The sequence below is a fragment of the Hyphomicrobium nitrativorans NL23 genome, from assembly GCF_000503895.1.
Lineage (GTDB): Bacteria > Pseudomonadota > Alphaproteobacteria > Rhizobiales > Hyphomicrobiaceae > Hyphomicrobium_C > Hyphomicrobium_C nitrativorans.
The window spans coordinates 2162563-2179173 of the sequence record NC_022997.1; the positions used below are offsets into that span (position 1 = coordinate 2162563).

The window sequence follows — 16611 nt, forward strand, 5'->3', positions numbered from 1 at the left end:
TGTTTCGCTCAACTGCTGGCGCGTGCGGAGAAGACCGGCGGTTGAGAGGTCTCGTCGCCACGGTTCGGGACCGGCAGAGTGACGAGAAGGGCGGTGCCCGGCTCCGCGGGCTCGATCACAAGGGTTCCGTGAAGCGCGCGAACACGCTCGCGCATCCCCGAGAGGCCGAACCCCACGGCAGCCGTTTCCGAGATGCCGCTGCCGTTATCGGTGATGCGCAGCCGCACGCACGGGCCCGCTGGCGTGTCCTCGGTCGCGAGGTGGATGGACACATGGGTGGGGCTGCCGTGCCGCATCGCGTTGGTCAACCCTTCCTGGACGGAGCGATAGATCGTGAGATCGATGTCCTCGCCGAAGCTCGCCGGCAGAAGGCCGATGTTGCGTTCGATCCTGGTTTCGAGATGGCGGCGCTCCACGTTGAGGATCAATTCGCCAATCAACTCCGACAGCGTGACCCGCCCGAGCGCGACGGGCCGCAGCCGGTTCAGGAGCGCACGGTTGAGGCTCTTCAGCCGCTCCGACATCAGCACGATTTCCTCGACGCACGAGAGGATCGGCGCGGCCTTCTCCTCGGGCAGGTTGCGCGCCTGACGCTCGATGGAGCCCGCGCCTGCCGTGATGCCGAACAGGCATGGCCCCACCTCGTCGTGGAGATCGCGCGAGAGCTGGCGGCGTTCGTCCTCCTGCACGGCGACAAGCTGGCGATAGAGGCGGCTGTTTTCCGCATTCGCTTCGTCGAGGGCGGCCGCGAGCATGTTGAAGCTTCCGGCGAGGGCTGCGAGTTCTCGGACTTTCGGCTGGTCGATCCTCAACCCGTAGTGGCCGTCTTCGAGTTCTCTCATGCCGTCCGCAAGAACGACGAGCGGATCGAGCACATGGCCGAGCACAAAGTAGAGGCCGACCATCATCAGCGCCGTTCCGCCGAGCCAGAGAATGGCCATGAGGCGCAACAGCTCCCAGGCTTCCGCGATCTCGTCGTCCGGCTCGCCTTCGATCACGACGGAAGCGAGTTGCTCGCCTGCTACGACGATGGGAATCGACGTGACGTCTTTCGTCGGCTGGACGAGGTTGACGAACCATTCCGGCGCGCCCTCCTCGCCCTCGGGATGGCTGGCCTTCTCGGCAGCCAAGGGCGTTTCCACGGGCGTGCCGTCGGCATTGAGGACGTGGATCGAGACGTGACGCACCTGGGCCATCTCGTTGGCGAGGCGCTCGGCGAAGGGCCCGACGTCGGCCGGACCGTCGATGGCGCGGGTTTTCGCCAAGATGTGATAACGCCAGAGCTCGACGTTGGAATGGGTTTCGACGGCGGCGCGGTTGCGCGAGTCGAAGACGGCCAGCACGCCGCCGATCATGCCGGTGAGGAGCGTGAGGAGGGTGATTGCGATCAGGATCTGCCAGCGGAACGGGCAGGCGTACCAGAGGCGAAGGACGCTTTCGGCGGCGTTGGCGAGGCGGCCCTGAGCGGGCTTCTCGGGCGAGGTGGCTTGCGAGGGCGTCGAGGCGTCGGGCGTCGAGGTCATGGGCTTTTCCGGTGGCGCACAACTGTCGGTGCGATGGCCGTGATGCGGCGTCGTTCGGCTTGGCGAAGCAAGAGAAATCCTTGGCATCCGCCGAGCGGATCACGTCTGCGTTATATAGTTACATCCTGATCGGGCAATTCCAATCTGTTCGTGCGGGCGCCCTCGCTTGCGGCTCTTCGTGGGGGCGCGGCTGGGGCGAGGGCCCCGCGCCGCGAAGTCTGAGCCCCCGAAAATTGCCGTGTTTCGGCATGTCGGGCTTGCTAAGCTCGCCGCGCCGAATTCAGTGGCGAACAGTCGAGGACCACGATGCGGATTGGCGTTCCGACCGAGATCAAAAGCAACGAGTTTCGTGTCGGGCTGGTGCCCGGCTCGGTGCGCGAATTGACGGCCGGCGGACACGAGGTGGTGGTGCAGTCCGGCGCGGGCGGCGGCATTTTTGCGGATGATGCAACTTACGAACGTGCGGGCGCCAGGATCGTGCCGACGGCGGAGGCGGTGTTCGAGGCGGCTGAGCTTATCGTCAAGGTGAAGGAGCCGCTGGCGTCCGAGATCGCCTTGCTCAGGCCGCACCACATTCTTTTCACCTACCTTCATTTGGCGCCCGATCCGGGGCAGGCGCGCGGACTGCTCGCTTCCGGCGCGACGGCCATCGCTTACGAGACCGTGACGGACGCGTCCGGCGGGCTGCCGCTGCTTGCGCCGATGAGCGAGGTGGCGGGCCGCCTCTCCATGGAGGCGGCTGCGCTTGCGTTGCGGCGACCGACGGGCGGACGTGGCGTGCTGCTCGGCGGAGTGCCGGGCGTGCAGCCGGCGAAGGTGGTCGTGCTCGGCGGCGGCGTTGTCGGTACGCACGCAGCGCGCATGGCCGCGGGGCTCGGCGCGCATGTGAGCATCATCGACAAGTCGTTGCCGCGTCTTCGCCAGCTCGACGAATTGTTCGAGGGGCGTGTGGTGACGCTCGCGTCGACGATGCACGCCATCGAGGATGCGGTGCTCGAAGCGGATGTCGTTGTCGGCGCCGTGCTGGTGGCGGGGGCGAGCGCGCCGAAGCTCGTCTCGCGGAGCATGCTTCCGTCTATGAAACGTGGCGCGGTGCTGGTGGACGTGTCCATCGACCAGGGCGGATGTTTCGAAACCTCGCGGCCGACGACGCACGCCGATCCGACGTACGAGGTGGACGGTATCATCCACTACTGCGTCGCCAACATGCCCGGGGCCGTGCCGGTCACGAGCGCGCAGGCGCTCAACAACGCGACGCTGCCGTTCGTGACGAAGCTCGCCGACAAGGGGCTGGCGGCGTTCGACCGCGATCCGCATCTCGCGGCCGGGCTCAACGTGAAAGACGGGCGCATCATGCACCAGGCGGTTCAGATGTCGCTCGGCTTCGACCGGATCGGGAAGGGCAAGCCGGAGCCCGTGGCGGTGGCGTAGTGGGCGGCGAGCGGCTCCTCAACGGCCACTGAGGCGCGAGGCCATGGTTGCGATGGTGCGCTGGTAAACCTGCGCGCGGTTCCAGTCCCGCAGCACGTTGTAATTGTGCGTGCCCTGGCCCCACGGTTGGCCGCGCTGCCAGCCGTGGCCTTTGAGGAAGTTGGCCGTCGAGGCGAGGGCGTCCGGGATGGAGCGGATGAGATCGCGGCGGCCGTCGCCATCGTAATCGACGGCGAACTGGATGTAGGGCGAGGGCAGGAACTGGGTCTGGCCGATCTCGCCGGCCCATCCTCCGCGCATCTGTGCCGCGGGCATGTAACCGCGGTCGACGATGCGGAGCGCGTCCGTGAGTTGGGCTGTGAAGAACGGCGAGCGGCGGCAATCGTAGGCGAGGGTCGCGAGCGAGCGGACGATCGAATAGCGATCCGAGACGTCGGCGCCGAAGTTCGTCTCCAGGCCCCAGATGGACACGACAATCTCGCGGGGAACGCCGAAGTCGCGCTCGATGCGGTCGAGCACGGCGCGGTGCGTTTTGAGGCGCTGGCGGGCGCGGTTCATGAGCGCCGTGCCGACGCGGCGGGCGTAGAATTGCTCGAACGAGAGTTTGAACGATTTCTGGTTGCGGTCGAGGCGGATGATGCGGGCATCGTAGGTGATGCCCGAGAGAACCGCATTCGTCGTGCGAGGCGAGACGCCCGCCTGCACCGCGCGCTGCTTGTAGCCTTCCATCCATCTGTTGAAGCCGCCCGCGCCTTCGCCGCAATTGCGCGCCTGGGCTGCGGCGGGGACGGTGGTTGCCAGAAGCGTGAAGAGCACGAGGCCGAAACCGGCCGTCCGGGCGATTGTGGTGCCGCGCATCATGATCATTCCGTTATCGCGTCAGGTTCGGCACGACCTTAGCCTTGCTCGCGGCGAGACGGAAGGCGGGGATGTCCGGAGGGGCCGCGCGGTTGTGCGGTTTTGCTTAACCGGAGGTGTCGGCGGCTCAGGGTGTTTCCGTGTCCGCCGTTCCGAGCGTCATGATGTAGGCGACGACGTTGCGGATCTCCTCTCGCGACAAAGCGATGGCCGGCATGGGCGGGTGCGGGATGACGATGCGCCCCGCAATCGCTTCCATGGTTTGGCCGTCCTTGTTGGCGATTGCCGCGAAGCTCGGCACGTCGGCGGGGAGCGCACCTGCGGATTTCCGTTCGATGAGATGACATCCCGAGCACAGGCGCTCCGCGACCGAGCGGCCCTGTTCGGGGTCGGGCTTCGGCGTGGAGGTGGGGCCCGCCGCGAGGGTTGGCCCCATCAGCAGACCCGCGATGACAGAAGCGGCGGCGATGCGCAGCGTGACTTTCATGCGTGTTCCCTCATTGCCGAAGGGCTTTGCTCGGTCTTTACGCTTCAAAGGATCCGCTCGGCGAGGCCTTCTTCTTCGTCGAGACGGTCGATTTCGACGCCCTTGAAGTCCGCGCGCGAGACGACGCCGACGATGCGTCCGCGGTCTATGACAGGGATGTGGCGGAAGCCGCCGTCGCTCATGGCGCGCAGCGCGTCGATGGCCTTTTGATCCGGCGCCAGCGTGACGGGATGAGCTGTCATCGCTTTTTCGAGCGGTACCTTTGCGGCGTCTCCGCCTTTGGCCAGCACCTTGACGGCGTCGCGGCCGGTGAAGATGCCGAGCAGGTGCTCGCGTTCGTCGACGACGAGGACGGAGCCGACGTGGCGCTCGCGCATGGCCTTGCACGCGTTACCGACGGTTTCTCCCGCCTGCAGGATCAGCGGGTTCTGGTCTCTCAGGATGTACGCCATTCTGCGATTGACCATGGGCGGATCTCCCTTCGGTTATGGTTTTGAGGACTATGTGTGCGAGAGGGTCAGGGCGCCAGACGATAGGACGCGTGGCAGGCGATGCAGTTGCCGAGGATGTCGCGCAGATCGGCCAGCACTTCCGTGCGGGACGTTCCGGCGCGCGCCTTCTCGGCGAGTTTGTCGAACTTGTCGTGCGTATCGAAGCTCATCATGCTGAATCCGATTGGCGCTTTGAGGCCTGTCACCGGGTTGACGTCACGCAGCATCTTGGCTCCCGATTTCGCCGCAATCGGGGGCACGCGGTCAATATCGTTTTCCGCCATGGCCGCGACGATGCCCTGGATGGTTTCGAGGTAGGTGCGCATGCCGGCCAGCATGTCCTCGGCTTCTACCGGGCTCAGCGCCACGGCCTCGCGCGGGTCGCCGTGGGCCTGGGGCGCGCGTTGCGCAAGCGCGGGCAGCGCGGCGGCGCTTGAGAGGATGGCGAGAAGTGTTGCGGCGGACAGCGCTTTTCGAAGCATAGGCGGCTCCTCTCTACCGCCTATGTGTGCCACACCGCGACGCCGTCTCGATTGATCGAGATCAGAGGGTGAGGGGTGCCCGGTTTAGTCGTAGCGTAACAGAGAGAGGATCACCGCGATTGCGCACGCGATGACAAAGCCGGCCATCGCGTAGCGCGTTCTGACCACATAATTGCGTACGACGGTGTGTCGCTTTTCATTTTTACCAAGCAGCGCCCCAGTATTGGGCGCGTGCGGCCTCAGATAGAGGTTGCGGAGATAATTGTTGCTGTGAGCTCGATCCAGATGTGCGGTTGCTCGTCGCCCGGCGACATACGCCCCGAGAATCGACCACATCCCCACCGACCAGAAAACGACGGCCAAAGCAAAAGCTGCGAACTCAAGCAGGTCCATGTTTGGCCACGCCGTTAGTTTCTGCCCGTGAAGTTGAACTCGGCGCCGGAGCGGATGCCGGTGGGCCAGCGGGCCGTGACCGTTTTGAGCCGCGTGTAGAAGCGTACGCCCTCGGGGCCGTAGACGGCGTGGTCGCCGAACAGCGAGCGCTTCCAGCCGCCGAACGAATGATAGGCGACGGGCACCGGGATCGGCACGTTGATGCCGACCATGCCGACCTCAATGCGGTCGGCGAAGGTGCGGGCCGTGTCGCCGTCGCGCGTGAAGATGGCGGTGCCGTTGGCGTACTCGTGGCTGTTCACGAGGTTGGCGGCTTCGTCGTAGCTCTCAGTGCGGACGACCGAGAGCACGGGGCCGAAGATCTCCTCTCTGTAGATCGTCATGTCGGGCGTGACGTCGTCGAACAGCGTGCCGCCGAGGAAATAGCCGTTCTCGAAGCCTTGAAGGACGAGGCCGCGGCCGTCGACCACGAGTTTCGCGCCTTCTTTCTCGCCTTGCGCGATGAGGTCGGAGATGCGGCGCTTGGCTTCGGCGGTGACGAGGGGGCCCATCTCGGAGTCTGGATCGGTGGAGGGGGCGACTTTCAGCGCGCGCACGCGGGGTGCGAGCGCTTCGATGAGTTGGTCGGCGGTGCGCTGGCCCACGGGGACGGCGACGGAGATCGCCATGCAGCGCTCGCCCGCCGAGCCGTAGCCCGCGCCCATCAAGGCATCGACGGCCTTGTCCATGTCGGCGTCGGGCATGACGATCATGTGGTTCTTGGCGCCACCGAGCGCTTGTACGCGCTTTCCGGCAGCGGCACCGCGCGTGTAGACGTATTCCGCGATGGGTGTCGAGCCGACGAAGCTCACGGCGCGCACGTCCGGGTGATCGAGCAGTGCGTCGACGGCGGTCTTGTCGCCGTGCATGACGTTGAGGACGCCGTCTGGGAAGCCCGCTTCCTGGAACAGCTTCCAGATCAGCATCGGCGCGGAGGGATCGCGCTCGGAGGGCTTGAGGACGAACGTGTTGCCGCATGCGACGGCGACCGGGAACATCCACATCGGCACCATGGCCGGAAAGTTGAACGGCGTGATGCCGGCGACGACGCCGAGCGGCTGGCGGTCGGACCAGCTGTCGATCTCGGGGCCGATGTTGCGGCTGTATTCGCCTTTGAGCAGGTGGGGGATCCCGCAGGCGAAATCCACGACCTCTATTCCGCGCTGCAACTCTCCAAGCGCGTCGGGATGCGTCTTGCCGTGTTCGGCGGAGATGGCGCGGGCGATGTCGTCGGCGTTCTTCTGCAGCAGCTCCTTGAAGCGGAACATGGGCGCGACGCGCTTCATCGGGGGCGTGGTGCCCCAGCTCTCGGCGACGGTTTTTGCTGCGGCGACAGCGGCGTTCACCTCGTCGGCCGTCGAGAGCGGGAGACGCGCCGTCGCTTCGCCCGTTGCGGGATTATAGACGGTGGAGGCGCGATCCGAGCGGGAGGCGACGGTCTTGCCGCCGTAGGCGTTTTCGATGGTCTTCATGGTTCCGCTTTCGTGCTCGGCTGTGTCAGTCGCTGTCTTTGAGGACGGCGGTGAAGATGTCGATGAGCTCGTCGATCTGGCTCTCTGTGATGATGAGCGGGGGCGAGAGCGCAATGATGTCGCCGGTCTGGCGCGTGAGCAGGCCCTTCTCGAACGCCTTGACGAAGCGCGTGTACGCGCGTTCGCCCGGTGCGCCGGGCTTGGATGCGAACTCCACGGCGCCGATGAGGCCGATGTTGCGCACGTCGATGACGTGCGGCAAGTCGCGCAGCGTGTGGACGCGCTCTTCCCAGTACGCGGCGAGGGTCGACGCGCGTGTGAGCAACTGCTCGTCCTGATAGGTATCGAGGGTGCCGACGCAGGCGGCGGCCGCCATGGGATGGCCGGAATAGGTGTAGCCGTGGAAGAGGTCGATGGCGTTTTCCGGACCCTGCGTCAGGGCGTCGTGGACATGGGTCTTGAGGAACACACCGCCCATCGGGATGGTGCCGTTGGTGATGCCCTTGGCGGTGGTGACGATGTCGGGCGAGACGTCGAAGTAGTCGACGGCGAACGGCGTGCCGAGGCGGCCGAAGGCGGTGATGACCTCGTCGAAGATCAGCAGGATGTCGTGCTTCGCCGCGATGGCCGCGAGCCGCTTCAGATAGCCCTTGGGCGGGATCAGCACGCCGGTGGAGCAGGCGACGGGTTCGACGATGACGGCGGCGATGGTTGAGGCATCGTGAAGGGCGACGAGGCGTTCGAGATCGTCCGCAAGCTCCGCGCCGTGCTCGGGCTCGCCCTTGGAGAAGGCGTTGCGGGCAAGGTCGTGCGTGTGGCGCAGATGATCGACGCCCGCGACGAGGTTTCCAAAGACCTTGCGATTGTTCGCGATGCCGCCGACGGCTGTGCCGCCGAAGTTGACGCCGTGATAGCCGCGCTCGCGGCCGATGAGGCGCGTCTTCGATGCGTTGCCGCGTGCGCGATGATAGGCGAGCGCGATCTTGAGCGCGCTCTCGACGGATTCGGACCCCGAGTTGGTGAAGAAGACGTGGTCGAAGCCTTGCGGCGCGATGTTGACGAGGCGGGATGCGGCTTCGAACGCTTTCGGATGGCCCATCTGGAAGGTGCCGGCAAAGTCGAGCTCGGCCGCCTGCTTCTGAATGGCCTCGACGATCTTGGGACGGCAGTGACCCGCGTTGACGCACCACAGGCCGGAGGTGCCGTCCAGGACCTTGCGGCCGTCGTCCGTGCTGTAGTGCATGTCCTTTGCGGAGGCGAGCAGGCGCGGAGCCTGCTTGAACTGCCGGTTCGCCGTGAACGGCATGAAGAAGGCTTCGAGGGCGTTGGTCTTGAGCTGCGCAGTCATGTCGGTGCGGTCTCGTCTTGGAGTTTTGAGCTACTGAAGCTTGGCGACGGCCTCGGTGAGGCTCGCTTCGAAGATGTCCATGCCTTCCTCGATGAGCGCGTCGCTCGCGGTCAAGGGCGGCAGGAAGCGGATGACGTTGCCGTAGGTTCCGCACGACAGAAGGATGAGCCCGCGGACGGTGCCGGCTTTCAGCACTTCGGCGGTGAGTTCGGGCCAGGGCGAGTTGCTCGTGCGATCCTTCACGAACTCGACCGCGCACATGGCGCCGAGGCCGCGCACGTCTCCGATGCAGTTGAGGTTGGAGCGGGCGGCGAGGTCGCGGCTTCGGTTCTGGATGATGGTTCCGATGGCGTTGGCGCGGGCGCAGAGGTCTTCGTCCGCGATGACGTCGAGCACGGCGTGGGCGGCCGCGACCGCGACGGGATTGCCGGCGTAGGTTCCGCCGAGGCCGCCGGGAGGCGAGGCGTCCATGATGTCGGCGCGGCCGACGATGGCCGAGAGCGGCATGCCGCCGGCGAGACCTTTCGCGAGCGTGACGACGTCCGCCTTGACGCCCGCATGATCGAGCGCGAACATCTGGCCGGTGCGCGCGAAGCCGGTCTGGATCTCGTCGGCGATGAGGACGATGCCGTGCTCGTCGCACAGCGCGCGCAGCTCGGCGAGGAATTCGAACGGCGCGATGTTGAAACCGCCTTCGCCCTGCACCGGCTCGATGACGATGCCGGCGATGGTTGAGGGATCCGCCTGATACTTGAAGAGCGCCTTCAGCGCCTTGATGCTCTCCGCCGTCGACGTGCCGTGATAGAGGTTCGGGAACGCGACGTTGTAGATGTCGGCCGGGAAGGGGCCGAAGCCCTTCTTGTAAGGCACGGCCTTGCCGGTCAGTGCCATTCCCATGTGCGTGCGGCCGTGGAAGCCGCCTGAAAACGAGACGATGCCGGGCCGCCCTGTAAAGCAGCGCGCGACCTTGACCGCGTTCTCGACGGCTTCGGCGCCGGTGGACGCGAGCATGGTTTTTGCCGGGCCCGATACTGGCGCGATGGCGTTGAGCCGCTCTGCGAGCGTGACATAGTTTTCGTGCGGCGTGACCTGGAAGCAGACATGGCTGAAGGCTGCCATCTGCTCGGTTATCGCGGCTTGAATACGCGGATGCTGGTGGCCGGTGTTGACGACGGCGATGCCCGCGCCGAAATCGATGTAGCGCTTTCCGTCCTCGTCCCAGATCTCCGCGTTCAACGCGCGCTTCGGATAAATCTCCGTGACGTTTCCGATGCCGCGCGGGACAGCGGCGAGACGGCGTGCGTGAAGCTCGGCGTTGGTTGTCATGACATCTCTTTCGGTGTCGCGGCTCAGAGCCCGCCGAGGCAGATGAATTTCGTTTCGAGGTATTCTTCGAGGCCTTCCTGCGAGCCCTCGCGGCCCAAGCCGGACTGCTTGACGCCGCCGAAGGGGGCCACTTCGTTGGAGAAGAGGCCCTCGTTGACGCCGACCATGCCGGCTTCGAGCGCTTCCGCCACGCGCCATGCGCGGGCGATGTTCCGGCTGAAGAGATAGGCTGCGAGGCCGAAGGGCGTGTCGTTCGCCAAGCGGATTGCCTCGTCGTCCGTTTCGAAGCGGATGAGCGCTGCCACGGGGCCGAAGATCTCTTCGTGCACCATCGTCATCTCGGGTGTGACGTCGGTGAGGACCGAGGGTTGATAGAAGAGCGGGCCCACATCGGACGGCGCACCGCCGACGATGGCTTTCGCGCCCTTTGCGGTGGCGTCCTGGACGAGCTTCTCGACTTTTTTCGCAGCGTCGGCGTTGATCAAGGGGCCGACGACGACGCCCGGTTCACGGCCGGGGCCGACGGTGAGCTTCTTCACCTCCGCGGCGAGCGCGTTTGCGAAGCGGTCGTAAATGCCGGACTGGACGAGAATGCGGTTCGCGCACACGCATGTCTGCCCGGCGTTGCGATACTTCGAGGCCATGGCGCCTGCGACGGCGAGATCGATGTCCGCATCGTCGAAGACGAGAAGGGGCGCGTTGCCGCCGAGCTCGAGTGTGAGCTTCTTTACGGTCTCGGCGCACTGGGCGTAGAGGATGCGCCCCACTTCCGTGGAGCCCGTGAAGGAGAGCTTCCGCACGCGGGCGTCCTCGCAGAGGACCTTGCCGACGGCTGCGGCGTCGTTCGTCGTGACGACGTTGAGTACGCCCGAGGGAATGCCGGCGTCGAGCGCGAGCTTGGCAAGCGCGAGTGCGCAGAGAGGCGTGTCTTCCGCAGGTTTCACCACCACTGTGCAGCCGGCGGCGAGGGCGGGCGTCACCTTGCGCGTGATCATCGCGATGGGAAAGTTCCACGGTGCGATGGCGGCCACGACGCCGATGGGCTGCTTGATCGTGATGTAGCGCTTGCCTGCGGCGGTGGTTGGAATGGTACGGCCGTAGGCGCGTTTTCCTTCCTCGGCGAACCACTCGATGAACGACGCGCCGTAGGCGACCTCCGCGCGCGACTCTGTGAGCGGCTTGCCCTGCTCGGCGGTCATGAGTTGCGCGAGGTGTTCCGTTTCCGCGGTTACGATCTCGAACCAGCGGCGCAGAATGGCCGCGCGCTCCTTGGCCGTCTTCTTTGCCCAGGCGGGGAACGCGGCTTCGGCGGCATCGATGGCGGCTTTGGTTTCCGCCGCGCCGAGGTTCGGCACGCGCGCGATTTCGGTGCCTGTCGCGGGGTCGATCACCGGGAACGTGTCTTTGCTCGTAACCCAGTCGCCGCCGATCAGGCTGGCGTTGTTCGGGTAGCGGGGAGGGGATGCGTTCATGTGCGTCACCGTGAAACTGTGTGTGGGCCGAATGTGCGGCCGATCCGTTGCGTGCCGCGAAAGTCGCGCGGCGGTCATGTCATGCAACGTGCGCGTACCAAAGATGGTCGAGCGACGTCACGATGCGTTCGAAGTTCGCGCGCTCCGTCTGCTTTAGGCGCGTGAAGACATCGTGGAATCCCGCACCGAAAGCGGTGCGCGCGATCTCCGACGTTTCGAACGCCTGCAATGCGTTGCCCCAGATGGTGGGGAGCGTGCTCGGCGCCTCGATCTCTTCGGCGTTGCCTTCGCAGTTTTTGCCGGGATCGGATTTGTTGGCGATCCCGTGCGAAATCCCTGCGAGAATGGCCGCCAACACGAGATAGGGATTGGCGTCGGCGCCCGCAACGCGGTGTTCGATGCGCGTTGCGGGGCCGTTCCCGGGCGGAATGCGGAGCGCCACCGTGCGGTTGTTGAAGCCCCACTGAGGCGCGGTCGAGACGTAGGACAACGGGACGTATCGCCGATACGAATTGGCATACTGCGCCCAGATGGGCATGAAGTCGGCCATGGTTTCGCACAGGCCGCCGATGGCGTGGCGGAAGAGGGGCGAGATGGGGCTGCCCGCGAATACGTTGTCGTCGGCCTTGTCGAGCAGGCTCATGTGAATGTGCATGCCGGAGCCGCACCACTCGTGATGGGGCTTGGCCATGAAGGTGGCGTTGAGCTTGTGCTCGCGCGCGGCCGCTTTCACGGCGCGTTTCAAAAGCAGGCCGTCGAGCGCTGCCTGCACGACATCGTCGCGATGCTTCAGGTTGATCTCGAACTGCGCGGGGCCGCTCTCCTGGATGACGGCGTCGATGGGCAGGCCCTGGGCGGCTGCAATGCGATAGATCTCGTCGATGAAGGGCTGGAGCGTATCCATGTCCGCGAAGTCGTAAGTGCCCGCGGCGTCGGGATCGGTCGTCATGCCGGGTGGCGCGTCGAGCGTGAACGCGCCGTCCTTGTCCGGCAGCGTGACGTAAAATTCGAGTTCGACGGCGGCGACGGGCGTCAGACCTTGCGTCTTAAGGCGCGCGAGCTGGTTCGAAAGCACAACGCGGGCGTCCATGTCGCCCTCGGTTTCGAGGTGCATGACGGCTTGCGCGTGCGTCGATCCGTTGACCGGCACGGGGGCGAGCGTGCCGGAGAGGATGTATGCGGGTACGTCCGGATCGCCGGTTTCCCAGAGGCGGCCGGTTTCCCCAATGGAGTTGCCGCGCGGATCGATGATGAAGGCGGAGGCCGGCATCATCAGGCCGTTTTTCACGACCTTCACGAGATCGTCGCGGCGGTAGCGCTTGCCGCGCGGGATGCCGTTCAAGTCGAACGTGAAGATGTCGATCCAGCGGACGAGCGGGTTGGCGGCGAGAAACGCTTTCGCTTCGTCGGCGGTGAGGGGCGTGTTGGTCATATCGCGCGGCCATTCGAGTTGACATTGCGAACCGCGTCGCCGAAGCGACGGAAGATTTCCACGGAGGCCCTGTTGGTCCTGGCCTGCCATTCGGGGTGCCATTGCACGCCGAAGAAAAACGGGTGATCGGCGGGGCCGCGCACCGCTTCGATGAGGCCGTCCTCGGCGTGCGCTTCGGCGGTGAGAGGGCGCGCCAGGCGCTGGATGCCCTGCCAGTGGAGCGAGTTGACGACGATTTCGTCCTCGCCGATCCACGATTTGAGGGTGCCCGAGAGCTTCACGGGATGCGACGGACCGAAGCGTTCCGGAACAGGGACGTTCGACGGTTCGCGATGATCGTTGCGGCCGTCCACGGTGTGGACGGATTGGTCCAGCGTGCCGCCGAGAGCGACGTTGATTTCCTGAAAGCCGCGGCAGATGGCGAACAGCGGCAACTTGCGGGTGAGCGCTTCCCGCGCGAGCGGCAACGTCAGGCTGTCGCGCTCGGGATCGAGCGCCTTGTCGTTGAGGGGCGGCTCGTCGAGGCCGTAGAGGTTCGGGTGCACGTTCGAGACCGCGCCGGACAAGAGGATGCCGTCCGCGATGTCGAACAGCGCGCCCATATCGAGCATGCTGGGGCCGAGCGGGGCGAGCAACGGCTGGCACTCGGCCACTTCGGCAACGGCTGCGGCGTACTTCCGGCCCACGGCGTCGAAGGCGATGCCCTCGATCACCTTCGTATCGCACGGGATGATGACGATGGGGCGGCTCATGCTGCGATCTCTCCGGCGACGTCGGCGAGCGTGAGATCGAGCGCTTTGCCGATAACGCGCTCGGCTTCCTCGAACTCGCTGTCGGCCCAGATCAAGGGCGGCGCGCAGACCATGGTGTCGAACACGGCGCGCATGATGAAGCCTTCGCGGAAGAAGTGATCGCGGCAAATGAGGCCGACGCGGCCGGGATTTTCGAAGCGGCGGCGCGTTTTCTTGTCGGCCACAAGTTCCATGGCGCCCATCATACCGACCGAGCGCACCTCGCCGACCAGCGGATGGTCCTTGAACTTGCCGAGCATGCGCGCGAGGGCGGGCGCCGCATAGTCGGTGACGCGCGGGAGCAGACGCTCGCGCTCCATGATCTCCAGGTTCTTCAGAGCGACGGCACAGGCCACGGGGTGCCCCGAGAACGTGTAGCCGTGGTTGAAGTCGTCGTCGTGCGCCAACAGGGCTTCGACGATCCGGTCGTCGATCAGGAGCCCGGAGAGGGGCAGGTAGCCGGACGTTACGGCCTTTGCGAAGGTGATGAGGTTCGGCTTGATGCCGTAGTGGTCGGAGGCGAACCACGTGCCGAGGCGGCCGAAGCCGGTGATGACCTCGTCGGCGAGCAGCAGGATGCCGTACTTGTCGACGATGCGCTGGACTTCGGGCCAGTAGGTGTTGGGCGCGATCTTGACGCCGCCTGCACCCTGCACCAGCTCGCCCGCGAAGGCCGCAACGTTTTCGGGGCCCACAGCGAGGATCTCGTCCTCGATGGCGCGGGCGGCGCGGATGCCGAACTCGTCCAGGCTCTCGCCATCATTTCCTTCGTCGAACCAGCATGGGTCCATGACGTGGCGGAAGCCTTCGTAGACGGGATAACTGTGCTGGTGCACGTGCCCCATGCCGCCCATGGAGCCGGCCGCAATGGTCGAACCATGATAGGCGTTCTTGCGCGAGATGATGACGCGCCGGCTGGGTTCGCCTTTCAGCGCCCAATAGTGGCGAATGAGGCGGATCGCCGTGTCGTTCGATTCCGATCCCGACGATCCGTAGAATACCTGATTGATATGCGGCGGCGCGATTTCGGCGAGCTTCTGCGAGAGCGCGACGACGGGCGGGTGCGTCGTCTTGAAGAAGGTGTTGTAGAACGGGAGTTCGAGGATCTGGTCGCGTGCGGCGTCCGCCAGCTCGCGGCGACCGTAGCCGACGTTGGTGGTCCAAAGGCCCGCCATGCCGTCCAGGATGCGGTGACCTTCGCTGTCGTAGATGTAAGGGCCGTCGGCCTTCACGATCACGCGCGCGCCGGCCGCGCGCAGGGACGCGTGGTTGGTGAAGGGGTGAAGATGGTGGAGTGCGTCGAGGTCGCGCCACTCGGCATTCGGGGTATTCATGAAGGTCTCTCCAGCGCGTGGCTTGGCTGTTGTTCTTTTGCGCGTCTCACAGACAGGCGGGTTTCGCCGTTCCGCACGCACTCCGGCCCGACCGGGCCGTCGATGCCGAAATTCAGGCCGCGGGCGGGGGCGTAAAGCCCACACGGGCGCAAAGGCGGAGCAGCTCCGCCTTGCGTGTCAGCGTTTGGCGATCGGGATGGATCAACGGTCTTTCCTCAAACGCTGAGCAGGAGATGCTCTCGCTCCCAGGGACTGATGACGCGCATGAACTCTTCGAACTCGCTGCGCTTGAGCTGAAGGTAGACGTCGCAGAAGCGCTTGTTGAGCACCTCGTGCAGGTCGCCCGAATCCTCGAAGGCAGTGAGGCTTTCGAGCAATCCGCGCGGAAGCTGATGATCGTTGCGATAGGCGTTGCCGATCACCGGCTCGCGCGGTTTGAGCGCGTTTTTCATGCCGACGTAGCCGCAGGCGAGGCTGGCGGCCAATGCAACGTAAGGGTTCGAATCCGCGCCGGCGAGGCGGTTCTCGACGCGGCGCGCGGCGGGCGGCGAAACGGGTACGCGCAGGCCCGCCGAGCGGTTGTCGTGGCCCCATTCGACGTTGATGGGGGCCGCGCCGTTCGGCACGAGGCGTCGATAGGAATTCACATAGGGTGCGAGCAAGCACAGCACGGACGGCAGGTACGTCTGCTGGCCGGCTAGGAAGTGGAAGAAGAGCTTGCTCGGCATCCCGTTTTCGTCGGTGAAGACGTTGCGGCCGGTTTTCACGTCCACCACGCTCTGATGGATGTGCATGGCGCTGCCGGGCTCGTTGGCGAGCGGCTTCGCCATGAAGGTGGCGTAGCAGTTGTGCGTGAAGGCGGCTTCGCGGATCGTGCGCTTGAAGAGGAAGATCTGGTCGGCGAGGTCGACGGGGTCGCCGTGCACGAGATTGATTTCGAGCTGGGCGGCGCCGCCTTCCTGGATGATGGTGTCGATCTTCAGATACTGGCGCTCGGCGAAGTCGTAGATGTCGTCCACGATCTTGTCGTACTCGTCGACGGCGCCGAGGCTGTAGGACTGACGCCCCGCGCCCGGCCGGCCCGAGCGGCCCGTCGGCGGTTCCAGCGGATAGTCCGGGTCCGGGTTCGGCTTCGTCAGATAGAATTCGAGTTCGGGCGCGACCACCGGCTTCCAGCCTTCGCGGGCGTAAAGCTCGACGATGCGGCGCAGAACGTTGCGGGGGGCGATCTCGACGGGCTCGCCGTTCTGCCACTCAGCGTCGTGGATCACCTGCGCGGTCGGGCTCGACGCCCAGGGCGCGGGCCGAATGGTTGCGAGGTCCGGCACCATGCGCAGATCGCTTTCGGCGTAGAGGATCTGCTGCTCGCCGTCCTCGAAGCCGACGTAGTCGCCGGTGATGGTCTGGTGGAAAATCGAGATCGGCAGATGCACGGCGCCGAGCTGCGCGAACTTTTCGGCCGGCATGGTCTTGCCGCGGGCGACGCCGGCGATGTCGGGCACCGCGCAATCCACTTCCTCGATCCGGTGATAGCGGAGCCAGGAGGCGAGGTCTTCAGGCGTGGTGCCGACCGTAAAGGTCTCGGGGGCGGTGTCGGCGATCGCTCCGGTATCCGGTGACATGAGGGTCCCTTGCTGTTGCGGTGCGCGGGTGGCGGCGTGCGACCTACAACGACGGCGCCGCCGGGGGCAGCTCCCGGGGCGTCCGGCGACAAATGTGATCACAAATTATC

General features: G+C 65.6%; 15 protein-coding genes. 1 reads left to right on the forward strand and 14 read right to left on the reverse strand.

Annotated features, from left to right (window positions below; translation table 11 throughout):
* Positions 1-8: 8 nt before the first annotated feature.
* Entirely contained in the window at positions 9-1523 is a 1515-nt protein-coding gene (locus tag W911_RS10055) for an ATP-binding protein (RefSeq protein ID WP_023787431.1), read from the reverse strand.
* 306 nt (positions 1524-1829) lie between these two features.
* Here W911_RS10055 and ald point away from each other — a divergent pair, with 306 nt between their 5' ends.
* Complete coding sequence (gene ald / locus W911_RS10060; protein ID WP_023787432.1) at positions 1830-2954, forward strand: alanine dehydrogenase; 1125 nt, start codon at positions 1830-1832, stop codon at positions 2952-2954.
* Between the two features lie 18 nt (positions 2955-2972).
* Here the strand turns inward: ald and W911_RS10065 are convergent, their stop codons facing one another.
* The 13 genes from W911_RS10065 to W911_RS10125 all read right to left on the reverse strand — a co-directional run bounded on the left by W911_RS10065 (position 2973) and on the right by W911_RS10125 (position 16501).
* Complete coding sequence (locus W911_RS10065) at positions 2973-3812, reverse strand: lytic murein transglycosylase (RefSeq protein ID WP_041318336.1); 840 nt, start codon at positions 3810-3812, stop codon at positions 2973-2975.
* 127 nt (positions 3813-3939) lie between these two features.
* Positions 3940-4299 carry a c-type cytochrome gene (locus W911_RS10070; protein ID WP_023787434.1) on the reverse strand — a complete coding sequence of 120 codons (360 nt, stop codon included), beginning with the start codon at positions 4297-4299 and terminating at the stop codon, positions 3940-3942.
* A 44-nt stretch (positions 4300-4343) separates the two neighbouring features.
* Positions 4344-4766, reverse strand: a complete 423-nt coding sequence (locus W911_RS10075; RefSeq protein WP_023787435.1) for a CBS domain-containing protein — start codon at positions 4764-4766, stop codon at positions 4344-4346.
* Between the two features lie 50 nt (positions 4767-4816).
* Positions 4817-5272 (reverse strand): hypothetical protein, encoded by a 456-nt coding sequence (locus W911_RS10080; protein ID WP_041316464.1) that lies wholly within the window; start codon positions 5270-5272, stop codon positions 4817-4819.
* Positions 5273-5356: 84 nt separating this feature from the next.
* Positions 5357-5665: a hypothetical protein gene (locus W911_RS10085; RefSeq protein WP_023787436.1), complete on the reverse strand. Its 309-nt coding sequence runs from the start codon at positions 5663-5665 to the stop codon at positions 5357-5359.
* Positions 5666-5679: 14 nt separating this feature from the next.
* Positions 5680-7176, reverse strand: coding sequence for a CoA-acylating methylmalonate-semialdehyde dehydrogenase (locus W911_RS10090; protein ID WP_023787437.1), 1497 nt, complete (start codon positions 7174-7176; stop codon positions 5680-5682).
* A gap of 25 nt (positions 7177-7201) precedes the next feature.
* Positions 7202-8524 (reverse strand): omega-aminotransferase AptA, encoded by a 1323-nt coding sequence (gene aptA / locus W911_RS10095; RefSeq protein ID WP_023787438.1) that lies wholly within the window; start codon positions 8522-8524, stop codon positions 7202-7204.
* A gap of 30 nt (positions 8525-8554) precedes the next feature.
* Positions 8555-9850, reverse strand: coding sequence for a 4-aminobutyrate--2-oxoglutarate transaminase (gabT, locus tag W911_RS10100; protein ID WP_023787439.1), 1296 nt, complete (start codon positions 9848-9850; stop codon positions 8555-8557).
* Positions 9851-9873: 23 nt separating this feature from the next.
* Positions 9874-11322, reverse strand: a complete 1449-nt coding sequence (locus tag W911_RS10105) for an NAD-dependent succinate-semialdehyde dehydrogenase (protein ID WP_041318342.1) — start codon at positions 11320-11322, stop codon at positions 9874-9876.
* A 79-nt stretch (positions 11323-11401) separates the two neighbouring features.
* On the reverse strand, positions 11402-12754 hold the full coding sequence (locus tag W911_RS10110; protein ID WP_023787441.1) for a glutamine synthetase family protein: 1353 nt from the start codon (positions 12752-12754) through the stop codon (positions 11402-11404).
* The gene (locus W911_RS10115; protein WP_023787442.1) at positions 12751-13506 is read right to left on the reverse strand and encodes a gamma-glutamyl-gamma-aminobutyrate hydrolase family protein; all 756 of its coding nucleotides are present in this window, start codon (positions 13504-13506) and stop codon (positions 12751-12753) included. The genes W911_RS10110 and W911_RS10115 overlap by 4 nt, the downstream gene beginning before the upstream one ends.
* Positions 13503-14879 carry an aspartate aminotransferase family protein gene (locus W911_RS10120; protein WP_023787443.1) on the reverse strand — a complete coding sequence of 459 codons (1377 nt, stop codon included), beginning with the start codon at positions 14877-14879 and terminating at the stop codon, positions 13503-13505. Before W911_RS10120 ends, W911_RS10115 begins: the two co-directional genes overlap by 4 nt.
* Before the next feature lie 215 nt (positions 14880-15094).
* Entirely contained in the window at positions 15095-16501 is a 1407-nt protein-coding gene (locus W911_RS10125; protein ID WP_023787444.1) for a glutamine synthetase family protein, read from the reverse strand.
* Positions 16502-16611 lie beyond the last annotated feature (110 nt).